Origin of the sequence: Gemmobacter lanyuensis (assembly GCF_014652355.1) — a bacterium.
GTDB lineage: Bacteria > Pseudomonadota > Alphaproteobacteria > Rhodobacterales > Rhodobacteraceae > Gemmobacter > Gemmobacter lanyuensis.
Genome location: NZ_BMYQ01000012.1, coordinates 1 through 22,786 on the forward strand (window position 1 = coordinate 1; position 22,786 = coordinate 22,786).

Genomic DNA, 22,786 nt, shown 5'->3' on the forward strand with positions numbered 1-22,786 from the left:
TTTCAAGCGGTTTGCCGGGGGCAACCGCTACTGCCGCGCGTGTCCGCATCGGGATCCTCCCTCTGTCAATTTGCTGCAAGTTGTGCGAAAGAGACGCCAAACGCAACGCGGGAAACGGCACAAATGACTGGACTTGCGAAATCTTCTGCCCTGCTTGTGGCACTCTTTCTGGCGGCCTGCGCGCCCGAGCCGGAACCGGCTCAGGCCGTGATGCCGCAAATGCCGCCGGGGATCGACCCCGTTACCGGCATGCCGGTGGACCTGACTCCCGGCCTGAATGAACGCGAACCCGACACCTGCCATGCGGCGGATCATCAGTATCTGATGGGTCAGACCGAGGTTGAGGTGCGTGCCGCGGGCATCACGCGGCCGACCCGCATGGTCATTCCGGGCGGCATCGTCAGCCAGGAGGAATACAATTCCTTCCGCATCAACTTCTACACTGACGCGACCGGCCGTATCGTCCGTATCGCCTGCGGTTGATCGCGCTTTCCGGCCTGCAGCGGCCGGTTGTCGCCTATGGCCGACCCTGCCCCTTGCGGGGGCGGGGTCTTTTGCGTTTCCTGATGAAGCGCAGCGGAGCGCGGCATTGCGAAAGCGAGGATCATCATGTGCAAGACACAAGGATGGATGGGGGCCGGCTTGCTGGCTGCGGGGCTTCTGGCGGGCTGCGTAACGGTTGATCCGGTAAATCCGGCGCCGGGCCAGGTTGAAAGCTGCGGCGCCTCTGAGCTGCAATCGCTGGTCGGGCAGGATGTCGGGGTGATTTCAGGGATCCGCTTCAGTCAGCCGCTGCGGGTTTACAAGCAGGGTGACCCTGTGACGATGGATTTCAATCCGGCCCGGCTGAATATTGAAACCGGACCGGGGGATGTGATCTTGCGCGTCAGCTGCGGCTGATCCCGCGGTGCCGCGAAGAGGGCAGGGCTGACCCCCGCCTGCCGCGCGGCGGGCCGGTGTCACATGCGATAGGCGGTGTGGCAGGCCTTGCAGGCGCCGCCGACGGCGGCCATCCCGGCCTTGATCCCTTCGACCGAGCTTGCATCAAGTGCCGAAGCCGCGGCATTCAGGGCATCGGCCTTGGCGACGAAATCGTCCCAGCTCGTCCAGATCTCGGGCTTGGCCTCAGAGGCCGGATCGCTGGCTTGGGCTTCGAACTTTGCGGCAATGTCGGTCGATGCGACAACCAGCGCCGTCTTGGCGGTTTCTGCGGCGGCTGCATCAAAGCCGGCTTTGCCGCCCGCCATGTCGCCAAGTGCCTTGGCCGCCCCGCCCATGGATTTCATCAGCGCCACCCGCGCCTGAACGGTGGGGTCGGTCGGTTCGCCTTCGGCATGGGCCATCGTTGCGCCGCAGAGGACGGCAAGGGCAATCGCACGGGTGAGGAATTTCATTCTATCGCTCCCTGGTTGAATTATGTCACGACTATAGGAACCGAGATGACGGGCAGGCTACAGACCAAGGTCCGATCCGGCGGCTTTCACGCGATTGTGTCTGCCCCCGATCCGCGGCTAGGCTGATCCTGAGAGAAAAGGGGAGAGCGCGCATGTTCCGGGCATTGCTTCTGGAAAAGGACGAGAGTGGTCAGGCCTCGGCCCGCCTGACCGATTTGCAGGACAGCGACCTGCCGCCCGGCGAGGTGACGGTCGAGGTCGAATATTCGACGCTGAACTACAAGGACGGGCTTTGCCTGTCGCCCACGGGCGGGGGCCTTGTGCGGACGTGGCCGCATGTCGCCGGGATCGATTTCGCCGGAACGGTCGAGCAAAGCGAGGATCCCCGCTATCGCCCCGGTGACCGGGTGGTGCTGACCGGCTGGCGTGTGGGCGAGGTGCATTGGGGCGGCTACGCGCAAAAGGCGCGGGTCAAGGCCGACTGGCTGGTGCCGCTGCCCGAAGGGCTGACCACGCGGCAGGCCATGGCCGTGGGCACCGCGGGCTTTACCGCCATGCTGGCCGTCATGGCGCTGGAGGATCACGGTCTTACGCCCGCGCAGGGCGAGGTGCTGGTGACCGGCGCTGCCGGGGGGGTGGGGTCGGTCGCGGTCGCGTTGCTTTCGCATCTTGGTTATGCGGTGGCGGCTGTGACCGGCCGCCCCGAAACCGAAGGCTATCTGCGCGACCTGGGAGCCAGCCGCATCGTGCCGCGCGCCGATCTGGCCGAAACCGTGAAGCGCCCGCTGGAAAGCGAAACCTGGGCGGGCTGTGTGGATGCCGTGGGCGGCGCCATGCTGGCGCGGGTGCTGGGGCAGATGAAGTATGGTGCGTCCGTTGCGGCGGTCGGGCTGGCCGGGGGGGCGGGATTGCCGGCTACGGTCATTCCCTTCCTGCTGCGGGGGGTGAACCTTCTGGGCATCGACAGCGTGATGAAGCCCTATGACGCCCGCCTGCGGGCCTGGGGCCGCATTGCGCAGGACCTGCCGATGGAAAAGCTGGAAGCGATGATCCACCCCGCCACCCTCGCCGATCTGCCCGCGCTTGGGGCGCAGATCCTGCAGGGCGGGGTGCAGGGCCGCGTGGTGGTGGACCTGCGCGGCTGAAAGGGTCACGCGCGGCGGTTCTGAACCCCGCGCGCAGGATCGTAGCCCCAGACGGCGGCGGCCGAAAACAGGGCCGTCGCCAGCACTGTCCAGCCCAAGGCGGGCAGGTTCAGCTGGCCATACAGCGCAAAGCGGATCAGCTCGACCGCGTGGGTAAAGGGGTTCACCTCGCAAAGGCGGGCCAGCGCGGGGTTCGCCTCGCGCATCTTCCAGATCGGGTAGAGGGCGGAGGACAGGAAGAACATCGGGAAGATCACGAAGTTCATCACGCCCGCAAAGTTTTCCAGCTGCCGGATCAACGAGGACAGCATCAACCCCATCGCGCCCAGCATCAGCCCGGCCAGCCCCGCTGCGGGCAGCACGGCCAGATAGCCGATGGCGGGCGCGCGCAGGCCCCAAAGCGCGGCAATCCCCAGAAACAGCGCCACTTGCAGCAGCGAGACCAGCATCCCCGCCGCCAGCTTCGACAGCAGCAACCACCAGCGCGGCAAGGGGGCGGTCAGCAGCAGGCGCATCGAGCCCATTTCCCGGTCATAGACGAGGCTGAGCGAGCTTTGCATCCCGTTGAACAGACAGATCATTCCGCAGAGGCCGGGCAGGATATAGGTCTCATAGGTGATATAGGTCTGATAGGGCGGGATGATCGACAGGCCAAGCGCCGCGCGGAACCCGGCTGCAAAGACGAAAAGCCAGACCAGCGGCCGCACCAGCGCCGCCACCAGCCGCCCGCGCTGCCCCAGAAAGCGCAGCGCCTCGCGGTGCAGAATGGCGCGGAGGGCAATGAGCCAGCTCATGCCGCTGCCTCCGTCAGAGCAAGGAACCGGTCCTGCAGGCTGCCCGCGCCAGTCAGATCCCGCGCGGTGCCCTGCGCGCAGATGCGGCCGCGGTGCAGGATGGCAAGTTGATCCCCCGGCGCGACCTCATCCGTCAGATGCGTGGCCCAGAGGACCGCAAGCCCGGCATCGGCCAGATCATGCACATGCCCGGTGATCGCGAGCCGCGTCGCCGCATCAAGGCCCACGGTCGGCTCATCCAGCAGCAGCACGGCAGGCCGATGGATCAGGGCGCGCGCAATCTCCATCCGCCGCCGATGGCCGCCGTTCAGGTTGCGGGCGGGTTCTTGTGCGCGCTCGGCCATGTTCAGACGCTCCAGCACCTCGGCTGCGCGCAGATCGGCGGCCCGCCCCGATAAGCCATGCAGCGCCGCAAAGTAAAGCAGGTTGCGCCGCACGGTCAGGTCAAGGTCCAGCGTGGGCTGCTGGAACACCACCCCGATCCGGGCCAGTGCCGCACGGGGTTGGCGTGCCAGATCATGGCCCGCGATGCGGATCATGCCGTTGCGCGCCACGAACAGGCGGGTCAGCAGGGCAAAAAGCGTGGATTTCCCCGCCCCGTTCGGCCCCAGAAGCGCGCAGAAGCGCCCTGCGGGGACAGACAGCTCAATGTCATCCAACGCCGATTTCGCGCCGTAGCGATAGCTTAGCCCCGAAATCTCCAGCCCCTCGGCCATGGCAGCCCCTTCAGTTGATGGTGATCTGCAGCTGCTGATCGGGGCCGGTCGTGCCGGGCACCTGCAGCACATAGCGCCCCGGACGGATGGCAAGAAAGCCGATCTCCATCGTCCCTGCCTCGTCAAACTCGACGGAATCGAGCGCGAGGGGGCGGATTTCCAGCCCCTCGATGACAATCTCGTCGATCCAGATCGCGCGGAAGAAGGCCGCGCCTTCAAGGCCAAGCTCCTGGCTGCCATCGGCCTCGATCTCGACCTCGTAATAGGTGCCCGACGTCAGCGCCCAAGGCTGGGCCGCAAGGGGTTGCCCGGCGGCAAGCGTGATCGGAGGCAGCTTTTGCTTGTTGCCTGCGGCAAGGATGCCCGCTGGCGGGCCTTGGGCCAGCAGCGGGGCAGGCAGCCACAACAGGGTCAACGCCGCAAGAAGGATGGAACGCATCGGAACTCTCCTGTCGTCAGGGGCGCATGGCCGCGCCCCAGGGGAAACGGCCCACCTTGATCGTGGTCACGGCGGCGCGGTCGGCCACATCGATCACGGTGACGTCGCCCGAGACGCCATTGGTGGTGAACAACTGGCTGAAATCCGGGGAAAAGGCCAAATGCCAGACGCGGCGGCCAACGAGGATATAGTCCTCAACCGCCAGCGTTTCGGCATTCACCACCGCCACATGATTGGCCGGACCGAGTGCGACGAAGGCGGTTTTTCCATCGGGGGTAAAGCGAAAGCCGACGGGTTGGATCAGGTCCTGATTGACACCCGGGATCTCGAAACGGACCTTGCCGATCTCGCTCTGGTCGGCGGTGCGGAACACCGTCAGCGTGCCGCCGATTTCGGAACTGACCCAAAGCTGCGCGGCATCGGCGGTAAATTCGGCATGGCGCGGGCGGCTGTCCACCAGGGTATTGGCGAAAAGGCTGTGGGTCGAAGTGTCGATCCAATGCGCCATATTGGTGGTTTCCGAGGTGGTGATGGCGATCTTGCCATCGGGGCTGATGGCCATGCCCTCGGGTTCGATCCCGACATTGATCTGCGCCACCACCTGCCGGGTCTGGGTATCGACCACGGTCGTAACGGCATCGTCTTCGTTGGCGATGAACAGGTGCCGGTCGTCGGGGGCCAGCACGAACTGTTCCGGATCTTCGCCCGAGGGCAGGTCATGCAGGATTTCCCCGGTGTCGGGGTCCATCACCTGCACGGTGTCGCTGTCCGAGGCGCAGATATAGACGCGCTTGAAATCCTTGGAAAAGGTGATGCCGCGTGGCCGTTCGCCGGTGGGATAGGTCTTGGTCACGGTCAGCGTTGCGGTGTCGATCACGCTGACGGTGTCGTCCTTTTCATTCGTCACCCAGATTTCGCCCGCCTGCAGCGGCAGGGCAAAGATCAGGGGCAGCAGGGCAAGGCGGGTCATGGGGTGGCTCCGAAGGCGTGGCAGTCGCTCTCGGGGGCGTCGAGCCCGAGGCTGTCGGTTTCATTGCGCTGATGCAGGAAGCCCTCAACCGGGGCGAGCGTGACGAGCGCGCGGCCATTGGCTACGGCGATGGGCTGGCGCATCTGGCCGTTCCAGCCGCGAAAGGTCAGGGCGCGGCCCTTGAACCCGTCCAACTGGAACGCATCCGAGAGCATATAGGCCCGCAGCACCGCCGGATCGGCGCTGCCGGTGCGGGTCACGGCCTCACCGATTGCGCGGATGGCGACCCAGGCGGCATAGTCGCGGCTTTGCATGGGGCGCCCGGCGGCGGCCTTGAAGCGGTTTTGCAGCTGCACCGCCCCCCATTGTTCCAGCACCGGGGACCAGCCCAGAGGCTCCAGCCCCTCGGACCCGGCGATGGGGCGGGGCAGCCAGGTGTTGTGTTCGACATAGCGGCCGAAATCATCGGTTTCATCGGCCACCAGCAGCACGTCATGGTCAGGCAGATCCTGGGTGAAGGGGGGCAGTTCGGTGGTGGCGGCGCGGCGCAGGTCGGTGTCGAAGGTCCAGGCCTTTTCGCCCACGATCTCCAACCCGAATTTCCGGGCCGAGGCGCGGAGGGCTTCCGCATAGGCCGCATCGGCGGACTTGGGCCCTGTGATCAGCGCCAGTCGTGTCCAGCGTTTGGCGACCAGCACCTGCATCAGCGCATCGGTACGCGCGCTGTCCTCGGGCAGGGTGTGCAGCAGATTGACCCGGCAATCGCCCGACCGCAACCGCCCCTCGCCCGAGGCGACGTTGAACAGGATCTTGCCCTGCGCTTCGGGCAGGTCGGCAATGGCCAGCATCTGATCGGCGGTCGCATCGACCAGCACCAGGTCCGCTGCCGCCAGCGCCCCGCGCGCTGCAGGCAGCGGGGCGGTTTCCGGCGGGGCCGAGGTCAGGTCCAGCTGATAGTCATGCCCCAGAAACTGCCCCGTGGTGCGGGTATCTGCCAATGCGACCATGGCCCCGGCGATGCCCAGATCCGCGGGAACCGGATCAAGGTTCGACAGGGTCGGAGGCAGCCGCGCTTCGGCGCGCAAATAGGCGATGGCGACGCGCAGCCCCGGCGTCTCGGCCCCCGCAGCCGGCGCCAGCGCCGCGATGAACGCCCCGAAAACCCATGCCGATACCCTGCCTTGCACCATCTGGCCCCCCTTTCGGGCATGTTCGGCCCAGCCCGCCCGGACGGGTATAGGACATTGGTCGCAACCCCCCGCAGCCCGGCACGAAAGTCCAATACCCCGCCGCGACAGGCTTGGGTTAGCTCGATCCATGCTCAAGGGAGGACGAGCCGATGACCCTGATGACCCGCGGCCTGGTGGCCGCCATGGCCTTTGCGGGCCTTGCGACGATGGCCCTTGGCCATGGTGATGTCGCCCCCCAGCCGGTGAACACCGATGCCCTGCCCGATGTGGGCGAGGAATGGCTGACCGAAAACCCCTATCGCGCCGAGAAGGCCGGGGAAGAGGTCTGGGCCAAGGCGCTGGAAATCGGCGACAGTGCCTTCAACCAGAACTGCGCGCGCTGCCACGGGCTTGGTGCAGTCTCGGGCGGCCTTGCGCCGGATCTGCGGTTTCTTGAGGCGGCGGAATATGGCGACGAATGGTTCGTCGAACGCTTCCAGCACGGCTATACGCAGGATGGCACCACCAAGATGCCCGCCTTTGGCGAGGTTCTGGGTCAGAAGGCGGGCTGGGCGATCCGCACCTATATCGAAACCCGGGCCGAGGATGGGGCGCTGGACGCCCATGCCGCGCGCTTGACCAGCATCCGCGATGATCTGGCCAAGGGCGGCGTCGATGAGGCCAAGCTCAAGGAAGAGCTTCTCTCCATCGCGGCCGAGGTCAAGACCGCCTCGGGTGCGCCGGTTGCTGACAGTGCAGCCCGCCGGGCGGCGCTTTTGCTCAACGGTTCATCCGAGGGGCTGAAACACGCGGCCGATGCGCTGACCATCGGGCTTTCGGCGGCGCATTGAGATGCAGCGCCGGGCGCTTGTGACCATGCTGGCGGCGGGGGTCTTGACCCTCGCCGCTGCGCCCGTTTGGGCGCGCTGCGAAGGGGTGGCGCCGGGGGCGCGCCCGCAGAACACCCCCCGCGATTTCGTGGGCCAGACGCTGGATGAAATTCAGGACCGGGGCACCCTGACCATCGCCGTCTATGAGGATTTCCCCCCCTATAGCTGGCAAGAGGGGGGCACCCCCAAGGGTGTGGACATTGCCATTGGCGCGATCCTGGCCGAGGCGCTGGGCGTGCGCCCCGAATATCGCTTTGTGCAGGCGGGCGAAAACCTGCAGGTCGATCTGATGTCCTATGTCTGGCGCGGGACGGTGCAGAAGGAACCCGTTTCGAACGTCATGCTGCGGGTGCCTTACAACAGTGACTTTACCTGTCTGGTCGAACAGGTGGTCTTTACCGGCCAATATGCCGCCGAAGAGATCGCGATTGCCTATCGCCAGGACGCCTATCCCGATGCGGTGCCTTCGGATCACCCCCGGCACGAGGGCGCACCGGTGCCTGCCTTTTTCCGGTTTGACCCCGTGGCGGTGGAGAACGATTCCATCTCGGACTTCTACCTGACCTCGTTCCCCGGCGGGCAGATCGGCGACAGCATCCACCGCTACCCGAGCATGGCCAAAGCGATGGCGGCTCTGGCCGGGGGGGAGGTGATGGCAGCGATGGGCCCGCGCGCCCAGTTGCAATTCGGCGCGGCCGCAGGGGTGCGTGTGCATCAGCCGCCCTTGCCTAGCTTTGCGCTGGGGCGCTGGACCGTGGGTCTGGCCGTGCATCAAAGCCACCGCGATCTGGCCTATGCGCTGGACGATGCCATCGCCGCAGCGCTGGCCGATGGGCGGATTGCCGCGGCCTATGCCGCCTATGGCCTGACTTTCACCCCGCCTGACCGCTAGGGCGCTCACACCGTCCAGAGATCGCCTTTGCGGTTCACCAAGGTCACGCGGTGCAGCTGCGGCACCTGCGCGCGGATACGGCGGATTTCGGCGGCATCGGCAAAGACCAGCGCGGTCGAAAGCCCATCGGCGAGGGCCGCGCTGTCGGTTTCGACCGCCACGCTGGACCAGCGCGCGGGCTGACCCTTCGGATGCAGGATATGGGCCTGTCCGCCCACGGTCATGGCGGTCGGGGCGCTGACGGCCAGCGCCCGGTCGGTCAGGCTGCGTTCCCCCAGCACGCCCGCATCGGGGTCTTCGATCCCCAGACGGAACGGACCGCCGAGCGCAGCATATTCCCCAAGGTTCACCAAGGCGTGTTCAAAGCCGCGCTCGCGCAGCCAGTCGCGCACCAGATCGGCGCCAAGCCCCTGCGCCAGACCATTGAAGGTCAGCGCCTGACCGGGGTCGAGCGTCACCTCGCGACCCGTCCGGCGCAGGCGGTGCCAGCCGATTTGCGCCCTTGCGCCCTGCTGGTTCCCGCCCTCGGCCAACGCGCGCCACAGGGGCTGGACCGTCGGGTCGAAGACCCCGCCGGTCACGGCATGCAGCTGATCGGTCAGGTCGAAGGCGCGTGCAAGCCACGGCGACAGCTCTCCGTGGCCGGTGGCGTTCAGCCGCGTCAGCTCGGATGGGTGATAGAGGCTGAAGACCCCCTCGAGCCGCCGCAGCAGGGGGGGCAGATCGGCCAGGGTTTCCTCGGCCCCCCTGCCGGTCAGCGTGATGTCCAGATCCGCCCCCAGCGCCTGCCCCCGCCAGACCGAGGCCTGCGCAGGCCGTGCCCCAAGCGGCAAAAGGGCAGTGGCCGCGATCTTGAGGAAATGCCGACGCCTCATCTTGCCCCCTTGGGCGGCGTGACCGCCCGTCCGCGCGCGGCCAGAACCAGCGGCACGCAGGTCTTCACATCATCATGGATGGCGACACAATCAAGACACTGGAAACACTCGTCATAGTCGATGCGACCATTCGCCCGGATCGCACCATAGTTGCATCTTACCCGGCAGAGCTGACAGGGGCTGCCGCATTCCGCGCGGCGGGCGATCCAGTCACGCCCACGCAACAGCCCCCCCAGTGCCATCAAGGCCCCCAGCGGGCAGACATAACGGCAAAAGCCCTTGAAGATCATCATGCCGCCCAAAAGCCAGATCAGGGCATAGGTGACAGGCAGCCAGCCGCGCTGGAAATAGGTGGTGATGGCGGTCTTGAAGGGTTCGACCTCGGCGGCGCTGTCCAGATGGTCCGGGGCGAACACCGTGACAGCCACCAATCCTGCCAGGATCAGATATTTCAGCCCTTTCAGACGCTTGTCCCATGTGGGCGGAACCTGAACCTGAGGCAGGCGCAAAAGGCGACCCAGATGATGCGCAAATTCCTGCAAGGCGCCGAAGGGGCAAAGCCAGCCGCAGAACAGCCCCCGCCCCCACAGCACAAAGCCCAAAGCTGCGACGGCCCAGATCAGCAGCGACACCGGATCATAGAGCAGCCAGCCGAGGCTTCCCCCCTCCCGCAGGGTACGGAGTGTGGCCAGTGGCGTCACGATCGACAACTGTCCCTGTGCCCACCAGCCAAGAAAGCCCGTTACCACCGCCAGCACCGCCAGCCGGATCGCGCCAAAGCGCCGATGCCCCGCCAGTCGCCGCATCCCCGGCCCGAGCGCGAGCAGCAGGAGCGGCAGCGTCACCGTCAGCAGCGTCAGATCGACCGCCCGGCCGCGCAGCGCCTCGACCCAAGGTGACAGGCGGGTCGCTGCCTCGGGGCGGAGGAAAAAGCGCGGCGGCGCGGCATAGGGCAGATTGAAGGTGACGCTGCCGATCTCGGGCTGGAACATGCCGTGTTCGCGCAGCGTCCGCACCTGCAGTTGCCAGTCCTGCACCGGATCAAACCCCAGCCGCCGGTCGGTCCGCAGGATCATGGCCGTGCCCTGCGGCAGTGTGGGCAGGGTGTCAAAGATCATGTCGGCATCGCGCAGCGCCACGGGCAGCCCGTCCTGCGTGGCGCCCAAAAGGTCGGGCGCGGTGTTGCGGACGAAATCGGCGCTGACCAGCCCGTGCCGCCCGGCATCGATCACCAGCAGCGGTTCATCCTCGGGCGAAAGGGTCAAGAACCGCGCCAGTTCGGCCTCGGCCTGCGGGGGCAGCACCGCGCGGGCAATCGCGGGGGGGCCGATGTCGATCAGCCAGAGGTCAAGGAACAGCCCCTCCGGGTCGGACTGGGCAATGGGGTCATCATCGGCCCAAAGGGTGCCTTCAAAGGCCGCGTCCAGTTCGGCATTGGTTACGCGAAGGTTGCGGGCGATGCCCTGATCCACCAGTTCCTGCCAGGTCAGCGCCTCAGCATAATCGGGGGCGGGCCGGGCCGGGGGCGCGCGATGCACCCCTTGCATCTTTTCCCTCGCCACAGCCAGCGTGGCGGCAAGGATGCTTTCATGCGCGATCCGGACCGAGGCCGTGGCCTTGGCCACCCCGTCCAGATAGGTGATCCCCGTGCCGCCCGCGCCATCGCCATAGGGTACGCCCACCACCATCGGCGTATTGATCGACAGGCCGCGGTATTGCTCCAGAAACCGGCGCAGCGGCGCCTCGCCCAGGCCCGAGACGAAGATCGGCTCGTTATGCGAAATCAGCCGTACATCGATGAAGCGCCCCTCAAGATCCAGCAGCACCAGCAGGTTGATCGGACCGCCGGAAAAGCCGGGCAGGGGGGCCAGCGGCGCGGTTTCAAACACATAGCCCGCCTCGGCCCCGCCAGAGTTTCGCAGCGACCAGACCCCTTGGTCATTCACTGCCGGACCCAGCGCATAGGGCGGCAGGATGAAGCCCGCGATCTCGTCCCGTGACAGCGGGGCGCCAAGCGCAAGCGTGGGCAGAAACCACAGGATCAGGGCAAGAATGCGGGACATGGCGCAAGGCTAGGGCGCGGGTCGCGCCTGCGGAATTGGACCATGGTCGCAGCCGCGCGCGGGGAAAATGGCCCTATGATCGGGGCATGACCCCACGTTTGGCCGACCGCTTCATTCTTGTCCTGTCGCTGACGGGGTTTCTGGCCTTCTGGTGGGGGCTTTCGGTCGTGAAGGCCGATCCGCGCGTGCTGCCCGCCCCGCCCGAGGTCTTGTCGGTCTGGTGGCAAGAGGTGCGCGACGGGCGGATGGCCCATCACCTCTGGGCCACGCTGGGGCGGGTGGGGGTGGCCTTTGGGCTGGCCATGTTGATCGGATCGGTGCTGGGGGTGGCGCTGGGGCGGCATCCGCGGCTGGACCGCTGGCTGGACCCCTGGGTCACGATCTTCCTGAACCTGCCCGCGCTGGTGGTGATCGTGCTGTGCTATCTGTGGATCGGGCTGAATGAGGTTGCGGCCATTACCGCCGTGACGCTGAACAAGACTGCCATGGTCATGGTCACGCTGCGGGAAGGCGCGCGCGCGCTTTCGCCCGAGATCGCCGATATGGCGCAGGTCTTTCGCCTGTCGCGCATGGCGCGGCTGCGCCATGTTTTGCTGCCGCAGCTGGCGCCCTTTCTTGCGGCGGCGGCGCGTACCGGCCTTGCGGTGATCTGGAAGATCGTTCTTGTCGTCGAATTTCTGGGCCGGTCCAGCGGGATCGGGTTCCAGATCCACCTGAAGTTCCAGCTGTTCGACATCGCCGGGGTGCTGGCCTATGCGCTGAGCTTCGTGGCCGTGATGCTGGTGATCGACCGCATGATCATCCGCCCCTGGGACCGGCATGCAACGCGGTGGCGGCGGTAGTGGCGCGGCCCGCCCCGCGAAGGGACGGGCCGGACCAGATCACGACACCATCTGCTGCGGGCGGGTCAGTTCCTCGGGGCGCAGCACGCGGTCCAGCCGCGCCTGTGTCATCAGGCCCTTTTCCAGCACCAGTTCATAGACCCCCCGGCCCGTGCGATGGGCCTCCAGCGCGACTTCGGTCGCGGCGGCATAGCCGATATAGGGGTTCAGCGCCGTCACCAGCCCGATGGAGTTTTCCACGCTTTCGCGCAGCCGGTCGCGGTTTGCGGTGATGCCGCGGATGCAGTTGATCTCAAGCGTCTGGCAGGCCGCGATCAGGTGGCTGACCGAACGGAACAGCGAATAGGCGATCACGGGTTCAAAGGCGTTCAGCTGCAGCTGCCCGGCCTCGGCGGCCATGGTGATGGTGATGTCATTGCCGATCACCTCGAAGGCGACCTGATTGACCACCTCGGGGATGACCGGGTTCACCTTGCCCGGCATGATCGACGATCCGGCCTGTTTGGCGGGCAGGTTGATTTCGGCAAAGCCCGCCCGCGGACCCGAGGACAAGAGCCGCAGGTCATTGCAGGTCTTCGACAGTTTCACCGCCACCCGCTTCAGCACACCCGAAACCTGCACGAAGGCGCCGCAATCCTGCGTGGCTTCGACCAGATCGGGGGCGGTGATCACGGGAATGCCCGTCACCTCGGCCAGACGGGCGCGGACCCGTTCGGCATAGTCGGGGTGGGCGGTGATGCCGGTGCCGATGGCGGTGGCGCCCAGATTGATCTCACGGATCAGTTGCGCGGCTTCGGCCAGGCGCAGCTCATCTTCGCCCAGCATGATCGCGAAAGCGTTGAATTCCTGCCCCAGCGTCATGGGAACGGCTTCCTGCAGCTGGGTGCGGCCCATCTTCAGCACGTCGGAAAACTCGACTGCCTTTTCGGCAAAGGCCGACCGCAGGCTGGCCATCTGCGCGATCAGCCGGTGCAGCCCCGCCCAGGCGGCAATACGCAGCGCGGTCGGGTAGACATCATTGGTCGACTGGCTGAGGTTCACATGCTCATTCGGGTGCAGGTGGCGATAGTCGCCCTTCTTGTGGCCAAGGAGTTCCAGCGCGCGGTTCGCGATCACCTCATTGGCGTTCATGTTGGTCGAGGTGCCGGCCCCGCCCTGGATCTGATCCACGATGAACTGGTCATGCAGCTTGCCGGCGCGGATTTCCTCGCAGGCGGCGATGATGGCGCGGCTGCGGGCGGGGGCCAGCAGACCCAGATCGGCATTGGCCATGGCGGCGGCCTGCTTGATGGCGGCAAGCGCCACGATCAGGTCATTGACCTGCCCGATGGTCTGGCCGGAAATGGGGAAGTTTTCCACCGCGCGCAGCGTATGCACCCCCCAATAGGCATTGGCAGGAATGTCGCGGTCGCCAAGCAGGTCATGTTCCGAGCGGGTTCTGTTCATGGGCCAATTTCACATATGGGGTACCTGTCCACACGGGACACAAGCCCCGGCGGTGATGCAGGCACGGAATGGGTAGGATGCTCTCACGGGGCGATTTCTGCCCCCTGTTCAAAGATTTACGCCTGTTTCGGCATTTTGGCCAATGCCTTTATCGGCAGGGTTATTCTGAATTTGCATAACCTTGGGCCAACCCTTCGGCTGCTGCCCAGACCTTGTTGGTGACCCCCCGTCCTCGTGCGGCGTTGCGATAGAGCCGAATCTCCATCGGAAGTTCGGGCGCCACGACCGCCAGCCGCCCATCGGCCAGTTCCGCCGCGACCATGCGGCGCGGCAGCCAGCAGATGCCATGACCTTCCACCGCCATGGACTTGATCGCCTCGGCCATGCTGGCCTCGTTCGTATGGGTGACATAGACGCGCGGGCTGCCCGGCTGCGCCTGTGCGACTGTGGCCAGCATCCCCAAGAACGACCCGCGCGAATATTGAAGCAGGGGCATGGTTTCGCCCTCTTCCGCCCATATCGCGGGCCGGTCGGGGCGGGCGACCGCCACCAGCGCATCCAGCCCCACCACCAGATGCGGAAAGCCGCGCGGATCAAGCGGGGCGGGCACGGCATCATGGTGATAGGTCAGGAAAAAGTCATAGCCGCCCTCGGTCAGCGCCTCGATGCAGCGATCATAATTCTCGGGCTTCACGCGGCTTGAGACGGGGCCGATCACCTCGCGCAGCTGGGTCAGCCAATGGGGCAGGAAAGTCACCGTCAAGCTGTGCAGGGCGACCAGCGCAATCATCGGCCCGGTGTCGCGCGCGCGGTCGCGGAATTCGGCGCGGCGGGCCATGAGCATCCGCACCGCCTCTTCCGCGGTTTCGCGGAAAAGCTTGCCTTCCGGTGTCAAGGTGATGGGATAGCTGTCACGGTTCAGCAGGTCAGCGCCCAGCCAATCCTCCAGCGCGCGGATGCGGCGACTGAAGGCGCTTTGCGTCACCCCCCGCAATTCGGCCGAGCGTGAAAAGCTGTGCGTTTCCGCAAGGCTCAGGAAATCTTCCAGCCATTTGAAATCCATGCGCGTCTCCCTTGGCGTATCTTAGCCCGACCCCGCGCGCACTGCCATGCCCGCTTGCCCAAAGCGGTTTTGGCGCCGATACTCGGCGCAACAGAAAAGGACGACGCATGACGCATTCCCCCACCCCCGGCCCCGCGGGGGCCCCCGGTTTCTGGCTGCAGACTGCGGAGCATCGGGCCTTCCTGATGGCCGATGCGCGGCGGCAGTTTGACTTCTTTGCCGCCAGCGCCCGCCCCGGTCCGGGGTTCTGCACGCTGGATCATGCGGGCCAGCCGCTGCCCGATGATCTGCAAGAGCTGCACACCACCACGCGGCTGGTGCATTCCTATGCGCTGGGGCAGGCGATTGGTGTGCCGGGGGCCGAGGCGATGATTGATCGTGGCATGGCCTATCTCTGGTCGCATCATCGGGACGCTGACCATGGCGGCTACAATTGGGGCCTTGCGGGGGATGCGGTGGTCGATGGGCGCAAGCTTGCCTATGGCCATGTCTTTGTCCTGCTTGCCGGCGCCAGCGCGCTGCAGGCGGGCCACCCCGATGCCGCGCGCCTGATCGACGATGTCTGGCTGGTGCTGGACCAGAAGTTCTGGGAAGACGGCCCCGGCCTTTTTGCCGATGAATTCAACCGCGACTGGACGCCCTTTTCCACCTATCGCGGCATGAATGCCAATATGCATGCGGTCGAGGCGCTGGTGACGGCCTATGAGGCGACGGGGCGAGAGGTGTTCCTGCACCGCGCAGGGCGCATCCTTGATTTCTTCCTCGGCCGCATGGCGCCCGCACATGGTTGGCGCGTCCCCGAACATTATACGGCCGACTGGCAGGTGGACCCGGACTATGCCGGAAACCCGATGTTCCGCCCCGCGGGCACCACGCCGGGCCATTCCTTTGAACTCGCGCGGCTACAGCTGCAACACTGGGATCTGGCGGGGCGCCCGGACAATGCGGGGCCGGATCGTGCGCGACATCTGGTGGAAACCGCGCTGAAGGCGTGGAACCCGGACCGCGGTGGGTTTGCCTACACCCTGAAGTTTGACGGGCAGGTCGACGTTCCCAATCGCTATTGGTGGCCCGTGACCGAGGCGCTGGGGGCCTTGGCCGCGCTGATCAAGCTGGACCCGCGTCCCGAGGATGAAGTTTGGTATCGCCGGATCTGGGAATTCTCGGCCCGCTGTCTGATCGATGTTGAACATGGCGGCTGGTTCCCGGAACTGGATGCCGAGGATCGGCCTGCGGCGACGCAATTCCGGGGCAAGCCCGATCTCTATCATTCGGTGCAGGCTGCGCTGTTCCCGTTGGCGCCTGGCATTTCGCGGGCGCAGGCCGGGTTGGAAGCGATGGCCCGCTAAGAGTTTCGCAAGGTTTCTGGGGAAGGATCGTCATCAAGGGGTGTTGCCACGCCCCGACCGGATCAGAGAGTACGCGCCATGAAGTGCCTAATGGATGCCGATTTCATGCAGATGCCCGCAGGCTGGTGGTTTCTGCCGGCTGCGGTGCTGGGAACCGCTGTCTGGGCGGCCGGATTTGCGGCCCTTGCCTTGCCGTGACGGCAGGGCAGCCTTATCCGGTGCCGTTTTACGACCGCCCCGCACAGTGGGTTGCGCCGGAACTCATCGGCGCTTGGCTGCAGGTCGGCCCTTGTGGCGGTTACGTGACCGAGGTCGAGGCCTACGGTCGCGATGACCCCGCCTCGCACAGCTTCCGCGGCCCGACGCCGCGCAACGCCGCAATGTTCGGGCCCCCGGGGCGGGCCTATGTCTATCGCTCTTACGGGATTCACTGGTGCCTCAATGTGGTTTGCACCGCCGGTGAGGCTGTGCTGATCCGCGCGATGGAACCGCAGGTCGGGCTTTCGCAGATGATGGCGCGGCGGGGCGGGATGCAGCCGCTTGCCCTTGGACCGGGGCGGCTGGCGCAGGCCCTCGGCATCACCGGGCAGCATGATGGGCGGCCCTTCGACGCGTCCGATTTCCGGTTGGCTCAGGGGCGCAAGCTTGCGGTAATTGCCGGGCCGAGGATCGGGATTTCCCGCGCCTGCGACGTGCCCTGGCGGTTTGGCGCCGCCGGGTCGCCGTTCCTGTCCCGGCCCTTTCCCGCGCCATGAAAAAGGGGCCGCGACGGATCGCGGCCCAGACGTCGGTCCGGGGAGGACCGTGGGAGCAAGTTGGCCGCGCCTGCCGAGGGGCGAGCAGGCGCGGCCCGTGCGACCGTCATCCTGCCATCAGACAGGGGGCCGGCCGCGAACCGCGCGCATCACCATGGCGATGACGAACAGGATGAGGAACAGGAAGAACAGCACCTGGGCGATGCCCGAGGCCGTCCCTGCAATGCCGCCAAACCCAAGGGCGGCGGCGATCAAGGCGATAACCAGAAAAGTGACAGCCCAACCAAGCATTGGAACCTCCTTTCAGGACCCAGGAACAATCCCCCGGGATGTGATGAGAGGCAAACACCGGGGCCTGGCCCGTGGTTCCTCGGATCTGCAAAAATTTATGCGCGGTCGGGCGATCATGTCGGGCGATCATCCTGGGCGACGGGCCGGCGGCCGGAACTTTCGCAGCCTTGGGCGCGTTTGCACCCTGTCCCGGTGCGCGCGGCGGGCCATCGCCTGGCCGTTCGCACCCAAACTGACAGGAGGCTTAGATGCATGAAACCCTTTGGTCCGGCGATGATCTGTACCGCCGCGCGCGGAATGCTTCGGCCCGGGTGCGATCGGACCTGCCCGACCTTTGGCATGCCGCAATGCGCGGCACGACCCGCTGGCCGACGACCCTGTGGGGGCGGATCTGTGGTGACCGGCCAACCTGGCCCGTGGTCGCCGCGCTGGCATTGTCGGCGGCGGCGCTTGGGGCGATGCTGACGCGCGCATCCGCCCCCAAGCCGACCCCGTCGCCGGGTTTTTCCTCGCTTGAGCGATGGGAAGGTGAGGGCGGCAATGTGACGGATGACCCGCTGCCTGAACCGAAACCCGCCTGCGGCCCGTCGTTGTTGCGCCGGGGGCAGGATCAGATCGTGGCCCATCCGGTGATGACCGCGGCGGCCGGGATTGTGCTGGGGGGCGCGCTTGTTGCGTTGCTGCTGCACCGGCACGATCATTGATGTCCTTCAGGGGAACCGGGCCGCGTGTGGGGCGTTCATCCCTACGCGGCCCACCGGCCCCGCCTGTCTCTTGTCTTCTGAAACGGACCCCCGCGAATGCCAATGAAACGTGCGCTTGCCCTGTTGCTCGGCGGGCTTGAAACCAGCCTTGATCTGATGGAGAGCCTGCCCGACGCCGATCTTCCGCTGCGCGCGGCCCTGGCACGGCGCAGGCGCGCGGTCATCCTGCTGCGCGGACGGCTGAGCCGGAACGACCGTCCGCGCATCTTGCACCGGTCGGGGCAAAGTGTTCGTCTCTCCGATCTGTTGCAGAAAGAAACCGAATTGCTGGCGCAGTTTGAAAGCGCGATTGCCCTGCCGGGGCTGGACGCCGAATTCGTGCGCCTGTTGCGCTCGCTGCGCGCCGAGGCCGAAGAGCTTCGGCTGGTCTTGGCCCGCAGCATCGAAGGGCGGGTTGATCCGGGTCCGTCTCAGGTCAGAAGATCATCCTGACGTTCCCGCTCTTCTGCTTCGGTCAGGGCGCGCGGGGCGAATTCCACGGACAGGTGATATTCGCCATTCTCTGTTCCGCGGTCCAGCTTGCCGCCCAGCTGCGCGGCAAAGGCCCGCAAAAGGGCATCGCCCAGACCTGTGCCTTCCTCTTGCCCGGTCGGGGCGGGGGGCGCACCTTCGGGCGTGACGCTGTTGATCACCCGTACCCGCGCCCGGCCATCCGGCGTCCGGCAGAGTGAAACGCTCAGGCGCGGCCTTTCGCCCGCCGGTGCCGCGGCATATTTCAGGGCATTGGTCAGGGCTTCGGTCAACAAGAGCGAGAGCGGCACCGCCTGATCGGGGGTCAGGCGCACATCATCAAAGGCCGTTTGCAGGTCGAACGGATCGCCGGGCCGCGCCGCCATGCGCAGGATCTGGGTCACGATGCTCTGCATCAGCTCATCCGCGCGGATGTCCGTCAGCCCGGTGGTCTGGTAAAGTTCGCGGTGGATGGTCGCAAGGCTCATCACACGGTCCTGCAACCCTTTCAGCAGACCCCGCGTCTCGGGGCTGCGCGCCTTGCGGATCTGCATGTTGATGATCGAGGCGATGAGCTGGAGGTTGTTCTTCACGCGATGATGCACCTCGCGCAGCAGCACCTCTTTCTGGTGAACCATGTCTTCCAGCTCGGCCTCGTCATGGACGACGGCCTCCATCATCCGCTCGAAGGCCTGACCCAGGGCGCGCAGCTCCATCGGGGCGTCCTCGAGATCGGTTTCCGGCAGACGTCGGCTCCCGCCCGAGAAATCGGCGATGGCACGGCGCAGGGCGCGCAGATGCCGCAGCACCTGATGTTCCGAAGCGAGCTGGGCGACCAGAAGGCTTGCAAGCCACATCAGCACCGGAAAGGCCAGCACCGGCACCGGGGCATCAAAGATCATCGCATCAGAGCTTTGCAGCGCCCAGTTGCCCAAGAGAAACAGGTTGCCATCGGCTAGGGGCACAACGGCGAAAACCCGGTCGAACCCGTTGACGGACACACTGCGGAAGCTGCGCGGGCTGCGTTTGGCCAGATCCGTCAGCGCGATTCCCTGAGGCAGGCGGCCCGCCGCTTCCTCAAGCCCGACGCTCGAGGTCATAATGCGCCCGCTGCTGTCGAAGGTGATCAGTGCAACGGGTTCTGGGCCCACGCGATCCTCAAGGCCGTGGCGCAGTTCGGCCGTGGCAAGGGCGCGCTGCGGAATTGACAGCGACACCAGCCCCACGACCGCACCGCTTGCGTTGCGCACGGGGTGCGAGAAGATGAGGACACTGGTCCCCGAGACCATGCCGTGCTGGTTGACGGTGATCGTGGGAAGCCCGGTATCCATCCGCTCGACAAGGTGGTCCTGGCCAGTCAGATCGCGCGGGCCCTGCGGTGAACAGTCCATCTGCAACGATCGGGGCACGAAGCCCACAAAGGAATAGGCGCGGTTCACGGGCTGGGCATAAAAGCGCGCCAGCAATTCGTTGCAGGCGACGGGATCGTCTGCCACCCCGGCAAGTGCGGCGGCTAGGGCCGCCACCGCCCCCTGCGACCGCGACATGAGCCCGGTCAAAGGTGCGGCGGCCTGCATCGTCGCACCCAGAACTGCCGCCTCGGCCCGGCGGGCGGCCTCTTCCTGATATTGGCGGGTTTGGACATAGCTCAGTGCGGCCAGCGGCATCAGAACGATGCCGAAGGTCACCATCAGGCGGAACCCCAGACGCGAGGTGGGCCGGACCTTTTCCGCAACCGGCCCGGAAGGTGAAAGGCGCTGCACGAAGGTTACGCCGCTTGGGTGCCGGACCGGCTCATCACCGCAAGGGTGCCCGCGGCCTCATCTGCCAGAACATCCTCGCCGGCGGCAAGCCCAAGGAGCTGGCCCAGCCGGGCGCGGGCGCGGTTGGTGCGGCTTTTCACGGTGCCCACCGCCACGCCCATCATGGCGGCAGCCTCTTCGCAGCTGTAGCCATTGGCGCCGATCAGGATCAGCACCTCGCGGTGTTCCGGTGACAACTGGTCGAAGGCGCGGGAAAAATCGGTCATGGCGAGGCGACCGTCGTGATGGGGTTTTTCATACAGGCCTGCCGCATGGATGCCGTCCGGGTCGGCCACTTCGCGCTTGCGTTTGCGGCGGATCGAATAAAAGGCGTTGCGAAGGATGGTGAACAACCAAGCCCGCAGATCGGTGCCGGGGGTGAATTTCTCGATATTGGACCACGCCTTGACGATGGTGTCCTGCACCAGATCGTCCGCTTCGGACACATTGCGGGTCAGGGAGATGGCAAAGGCACGCAGCGCCGGCAGGTGATCGGGCAACGCGTCGCGGGGGTCTGCGGTGACGGGGCCTTCGGGCCGGGCTGCGCTTTGCATCATTTCCCCGGCTCCTTTGCGGCAGCTTCCTTGGCCTTGAGCTGGGCCAGCAGATCCTTGAACCGTTCGGGAACCTCCTCTTTCAGCGCCTCTTCATAGACGCGGCGGAGGTTTTCATCGATCTGGCTCTGAAGGCTGGACTTTGCTGATGTTTTTGTCATTTCATTTGCTGGCATGGCTCTGTTTCGACCCCGCAATCATACACGGAACCGAACGCCGGTCAGCGCGTTTGGTTCCCGTCAGAAACGTGTTTTTGCTTTGCCAATAATCAGGGAGCATCCGATGACCCGGTCCGGTTCCACCGACCTTTCCGCCTCGATCGGGGCCAATCTGCCCTACCTTCGCCGTTACGCCCGTGCCTTGACCGGCAGCCAGACCAGCGGCGACCGTTTTGCAACGGTGACCCTTGAAACCCTGCTTGAGGATCTGGCCCCCCTTGCCGCGGCAACGAACCCGCGGGTGGGGCTGTTTCGCGTCTTTCACCTCGTCTGGACCAGCGCGGGCGCCCCGGTGGGCGAACCCGAAGATCGCCGTTCGGCCCGCGCGCAGCAACATATGGCAGCGCTGACCCCCAATGCCCGCGAGGCCATGCTGCTGTCGGTGATCGAGGGTTTCCATGATGCCGAGGTGGCTGAGATCCTCGCCATCGACCGCACCGAGACGGCCGAGCTGATCAACATCGCCCGCCGCGAGATGGAACGATCCGTCGCGGGCCGTGTGATGATCATTGAGGATGAGGCAATCATCGCCATGGACATCATGGATATCGTGTCCGAGGTCGGCCATCACGTCACCGGCGTGGCCCGCACCCGGGATGAAGCCGTGGCCTTGGCCGCGCGCGAAAAACCTGACCTGATCCTGGCCGATATCCAGCTGGCCGATAATTCGTCCGGCATTGACGCGGTGAACGACATTCTGGGCCAGTTCGATGCGCTGCCCGTCATTTTCATCACGGCCTTCCCGGAACGTCTGCTGACTGGCGAACGCCCGGAACCGGCATTCCTGATCACGAAACCCTTTTCGGAGGAACAGGTTCGGTCTGCCGTCGGGCAGGCGATGTTCTTCGCCTCGACCGAGACGCTGGCCGAGTAAGAAGTCCAAAAACGACAGTCGCAAAAGGGGGCTTCGGCCCCCTTTTTCATGGCCGCCTGTCACAACCACGGCGGAACACGGGAACCAAAAGGCCCGTCTCCGGGTTGGTGTGGCACAGCGGGGGTGCAGATCATCCCCCTTTTTTCAGGAGGTTTTCCGATGAAAGCACTCAACACCCTTGCCCTGACCACCGCGCTGTCGTTGGCACTGATGGCCCCGGCCGCGATGGCGGCAGATTTGACGCCAGTGGAAAGCGTCAAGGTCGAAAGCGACGTTACCGCCATCGCCAATGAACGTGCTGCCAGCTACTGGGGCAAGCTGGCCGATGACCTGCAGGCCGCCATTCTGGCGCGGGTGCAAGACCGCATCGCCGACAAGGGTTCGCGCATCAGTGTGGACGTGAACGAAGTTTCGCTCGCCAACAGCTTTGAATCGGTGATCGGCACCGAGGATTCGGTCTTGGTGGGCAATGTGAACATCAGCAGCGACGACAATTCGAAATTCGATTCCTACGAACTTGCCGTGTCGATCAATGCGGCGCTGCCGCTGATTCCCGAAGGGGCCCGGTTGGTCGATTTCCGGGATTCGCCCGAACATTATCGGGCCATGGTCGATACCTTCGCGGACGAAGTTGTTGCCCGCCTGAAATAAGGCAATGGTCCGACAGTCTGCCTGAAATTCACGCTTTTTGCGGGTTTTTGGTCTGAATCCGAGAGAAAAGCTGAATTTCAGCCGTATCGCATTTGCCGCGCCCCATGTCGCAAACCGCACATGGGGCGCGTCGCTTTTGTCATAGGTTTCCCAGCGTAAGGTGCCGCCGCGAGGCGGAGAAATGGGAAGCCGGCGAACATCCGGCGCTGCCCCCGCAACGGTGACGGGAGAGCATGGCAAGAACGACCGGAGGGGCCTCTCCGGTCAGGTGCCATGCAGGCCGACGGGCCACTCCCCCAGCCCGGAAACCAGCCTTGCATCCAGACACCGCAGGAACGGCGGGGATCGGGAAGCCTTGGAGGAGGCGTCCCCGGTGCTTT

Annotated in this window: 26 protein-coding genes and 1 riboswitch; of the genes, 12 read left to right on the forward strand and 14 right to left on the reverse strand. The window is 65.6% G+C overall.

The genetic code is table 11. The annotated features are described in order from the left end of the window. Positions 1–123 precede the first annotated feature (123 nt). A complete protein-coding gene (locus IE101_RS15495; RefSeq protein WP_189634751.1) occupies positions 124–483 on the forward strand; it encodes an I78 family peptidase inhibitor in 360 nt (119 codons plus the stop codon). A gap of 126 nt (positions 484–609) precedes the next feature. Then, positions 610–900: an I78 family peptidase inhibitor gene (locus tag IE101_RS15500; protein WP_189634752.1), complete on the forward strand. Its 291-nt coding sequence runs from the start codon at positions 610–612 to the stop codon at positions 898–900. Between the two features lie 59 nt (positions 901–959). Here the strand turns inward: IE101_RS15500 and IE101_RS15505 are convergent, their stop codons facing one another. Next, positions 960–1,394 (reverse strand): c-type cytochrome, encoded by a 435-nt coding sequence (locus IE101_RS15505; RefSeq protein WP_189634753.1) that lies wholly within the window; start codon positions 1,392–1,394, stop codon positions 960–962. A gap of 152 nt (positions 1,395–1,546) precedes the next feature. On the opposite strand from IE101_RS15505, the gene IE101_RS15510 reads away from it, so the two are divergent. After that, positions 1,547–2,539, forward strand: a complete 993-nt coding sequence (locus IE101_RS15510) for an MDR family oxidoreductase (RefSeq protein WP_189634754.1) — start codon at positions 1,547–1,549, stop codon at positions 2,537–2,539. 5 nt (positions 2,540–2,544) lie between these two features. Here the strand turns inward: IE101_RS15510 and pedC are convergent, their stop codons facing one another. From pedC to pedA1, 5 genes are read right to left on the reverse strand one after another with little or no spacing between them, the layout of a single operon-like run. Further along, the gene (gene pedC, locus IE101_RS15515; protein WP_189634755.1) at positions 2,545–3,333 is read right to left on the reverse strand and encodes a lanthanide ABC transporter permease protein PedC; all 789 of its coding nucleotides are present in this window, start codon (positions 3,331–3,333) and stop codon (positions 2,545–2,547) included. Beyond that, positions 3,330–4,049 carry a lanthanide ABC transporter ATP-binding protein PedB/LutE gene (pedB, locus tag IE101_RS15520; protein ID WP_189634756.1) on the reverse strand — a complete coding sequence of 240 codons (720 nt, stop codon included), beginning with the start codon at positions 4,047–4,049 and terminating at the stop codon, positions 3,330–3,332. Before pedB ends, pedC begins: the two co-directional genes overlap by 4 nt. A gap of 10 nt (positions 4,050–4,059) precedes the next feature. Beyond that, positions 4,060–4,488 carry a hypothetical protein gene (locus IE101_RS15525; RefSeq protein WP_189634757.1) on the reverse strand — a complete coding sequence of 143 codons (429 nt, stop codon included), beginning with the start codon at positions 4,486–4,488 and terminating at the stop codon, positions 4,060–4,062. A 16-nt stretch (positions 4,489–4,504) separates the two neighbouring features. Further along, positions 4,505–5,458 carry a YVTN family beta-propeller repeat protein gene (locus IE101_RS15530; RefSeq protein ID WP_189634758.1) on the reverse strand — a complete coding sequence of 318 codons (954 nt, stop codon included), beginning with the start codon at positions 5,456–5,458 and terminating at the stop codon, positions 4,505–4,507. After that, complete coding sequence (pedA1, locus tag IE101_RS15535) at positions 5,455–6,648, reverse strand: lanthanide ABC transporter ABC transporter substrate-binding protein PedA1 (protein WP_189634759.1); 1,194 nt, start codon at positions 6,646–6,648, stop codon at positions 5,455–5,457. Before pedA1 ends, IE101_RS15530 begins: the two co-directional genes overlap by 4 nt. A gap of 149 nt (positions 6,649–6,797) precedes the next feature. On the opposite strand from pedA1, the gene pedF reads away from it, so the two are divergent. Next, positions 6,798–7,478, forward strand: a complete 681-nt coding sequence (gene pedF / locus IE101_RS15540; RefSeq protein WP_373296128.1) for a cytochrome c-550 PedF — start codon at positions 6,798–6,800, stop codon at positions 7,476–7,478. Position 7,479: 1 nt separating this feature from the next. Then, positions 7,480–8,409: a transporter substrate-binding domain-containing protein gene (locus IE101_RS15545; RefSeq protein ID WP_189634760.1), complete on the forward strand. Its 930-nt coding sequence runs from the start codon at positions 7,480–7,482 to the stop codon at positions 8,407–8,409. A 5-nt stretch (positions 8,410–8,414) separates the two neighbouring features. Here the strand turns inward: IE101_RS15545 and IE101_RS15550 are convergent, their stop codons facing one another. Together IE101_RS15550 and IE101_RS15555 are read right to left on the reverse strand one after the other, a co-directional pair. Further along, the gene (locus tag IE101_RS15550) at positions 8,415–9,284 is read right to left on the reverse strand and encodes an FAD:protein FMN transferase (RefSeq protein WP_189634761.1); all 870 of its coding nucleotides are present in this window, start codon (positions 9,282–9,284) and stop codon (positions 8,415–8,417) included. Further along, the gene (locus IE101_RS15555; RefSeq protein ID WP_189634762.1) at positions 9,281–11,347 is read right to left on the reverse strand and encodes a 4Fe-4S binding protein; all 2,067 of its coding nucleotides are present in this window, start codon (positions 11,345–11,347) and stop codon (positions 9,281–9,283) included. The genes IE101_RS15550 and IE101_RS15555 overlap by 4 nt, the downstream gene beginning before the upstream one ends. An 86-nt stretch (positions 11,348–11,433) precedes the next feature. Here IE101_RS15555 and IE101_RS15560 point away from each other — a divergent pair, with 86 nt between their 5' ends. Beyond that, positions 11,434–12,189 (forward strand): ABC transporter permease, encoded by a 756-nt coding sequence (locus tag IE101_RS15560; protein WP_189634763.1) that lies wholly within the window; start codon positions 11,434–11,436, stop codon positions 12,187–12,189. Positions 12,190–12,228: 39 nt separating this feature from the next. On the opposite strand, the gene aspA is transcribed toward IE101_RS15560, so the two are convergent. Beyond that, on the reverse strand, positions 12,229–13,635 hold the full coding sequence (gene aspA, locus IE101_RS15565; protein WP_189634764.1) for an aspartate ammonia-lyase: 1,407 nt from the start codon (positions 13,633–13,635) through the stop codon (positions 12,229–12,231). A gap of 160 nt (positions 13,636–13,795) precedes the next feature. Further along, positions 13,796–14,698 (reverse strand): LysR substrate-binding domain-containing protein, encoded by a 903-nt coding sequence (locus IE101_RS15570; RefSeq protein ID WP_189634765.1) that lies wholly within the window; start codon positions 14,696–14,698, stop codon positions 13,796–13,798. Positions 14,699–14,805: 107 nt separating this feature from the next. Between IE101_RS15570 and IE101_RS15575 the strand changes: the two genes are divergently transcribed. Both IE101_RS15575 and IE101_RS15580 read left to right on the forward strand, forming a co-directional pair. Continuing rightward, positions 14,806–16,047 carry an AGE family epimerase/isomerase gene (locus IE101_RS15575; RefSeq protein ID WP_189634766.1) on the forward strand — a complete coding sequence of 414 codons (1,242 nt, stop codon included), beginning with the start codon at positions 14,806–14,808 and terminating at the stop codon, positions 16,045–16,047. A gap of 218 nt (positions 16,048–16,265) precedes the next feature. After that, a complete protein-coding gene (locus IE101_RS15580; protein ID WP_229804230.1) occupies positions 16,266–16,802 on the forward strand; it encodes a DNA-3-methyladenine glycosylase in 537 nt (178 codons plus the stop codon). 117 nt (positions 16,803–16,919) lie between these two features. Here IE101_RS15580 and IE101_RS15585 read toward each other — a convergent pair whose 3' ends face one another. After that, on the reverse strand, positions 16,920–17,093 hold the full coding sequence (locus tag IE101_RS15585) for a DUF1328 domain-containing protein (RefSeq protein WP_189634768.1): 174 nt from the start codon (positions 17,091–17,093) through the stop codon (positions 16,920–16,922). A gap of 248 nt (positions 17,094–17,341) precedes the next feature. Between IE101_RS15585 and IE101_RS15590 the strand changes: the two genes are divergently transcribed. Then, the gene (locus tag IE101_RS15590) at positions 17,342–17,797 is read left to right on the forward strand and encodes a hypothetical protein (protein ID WP_189634769.1); all 456 of its coding nucleotides are present in this window, start codon (positions 17,342–17,344) and stop codon (positions 17,795–17,797) included. A 102-nt stretch (positions 17,798–17,899) separates the two neighbouring features. Then, complete coding sequence (locus IE101_RS15595; RefSeq protein ID WP_229804232.1) at positions 17,900–18,289, forward strand: hypothetical protein; 390 nt, start codon at positions 17,900–17,902, stop codon at positions 18,287–18,289. Here the strand turns inward: IE101_RS15595 and IE101_RS15600 are convergent. From IE101_RS15600 to IE101_RS15610, 3 genes are read right to left on the reverse strand one after another with little or no spacing between them, the layout of a single operon-like run. Continuing rightward, positions 18,268–20,070: a sensor histidine kinase gene (locus IE101_RS15600; RefSeq protein ID WP_189634771.1), complete on the reverse strand. Its 1,803-nt coding sequence runs from the start codon at positions 20,068–20,070 to the stop codon at positions 18,268–18,270. The two genes, IE101_RS15595 and IE101_RS15600, sit on opposite strands and share 22 nt — an antisense overlap. A gap of 5 nt (positions 20,071–20,075) precedes the next feature. Then, complete coding sequence (locus IE101_RS15605) at positions 20,076–20,663, reverse strand: RNA polymerase sigma factor (RefSeq protein WP_189634865.1); 588 nt, start codon at positions 20,661–20,663, stop codon at positions 20,076–20,078. Continuing rightward, positions 20,663–20,824 (reverse strand): NepR family anti-sigma factor, encoded by a 162-nt coding sequence (locus tag IE101_RS15610; protein WP_189634772.1) that lies wholly within the window; start codon positions 20,822–20,824, stop codon positions 20,663–20,665. The genes IE101_RS15605 and IE101_RS15610 overlap by 1 nt, the downstream gene beginning before the upstream one ends. 121 nt (positions 20,825–20,945) lie before the next feature. Here IE101_RS15610 and IE101_RS15615 point away from each other — a divergent pair, with 121 nt between their 5' ends. After that, entirely contained in the window at positions 20,946–21,755 is an 810-nt protein-coding gene (locus tag IE101_RS15615) for a response regulator (RefSeq protein ID WP_189634773.1), read from the forward strand. A gap of 159 nt (positions 21,756–21,914) precedes the next feature. Next, positions 21,915–22,406 carry a hypothetical protein gene (locus tag IE101_RS15620; RefSeq protein WP_189634774.1) on the forward strand — a complete coding sequence of 164 codons (492 nt, stop codon included), beginning with the start codon at positions 21,915–21,917 and terminating at the stop codon, positions 22,404–22,406. A 141-nt stretch (positions 22,407–22,547) separates the two neighbouring features. Continuing rightward, positions 22,548–22,737: riboswitch (cobalamin riboswitch) on the forward strand. Positions 22,738–22,786 lie beyond the last annotated feature (49 nt).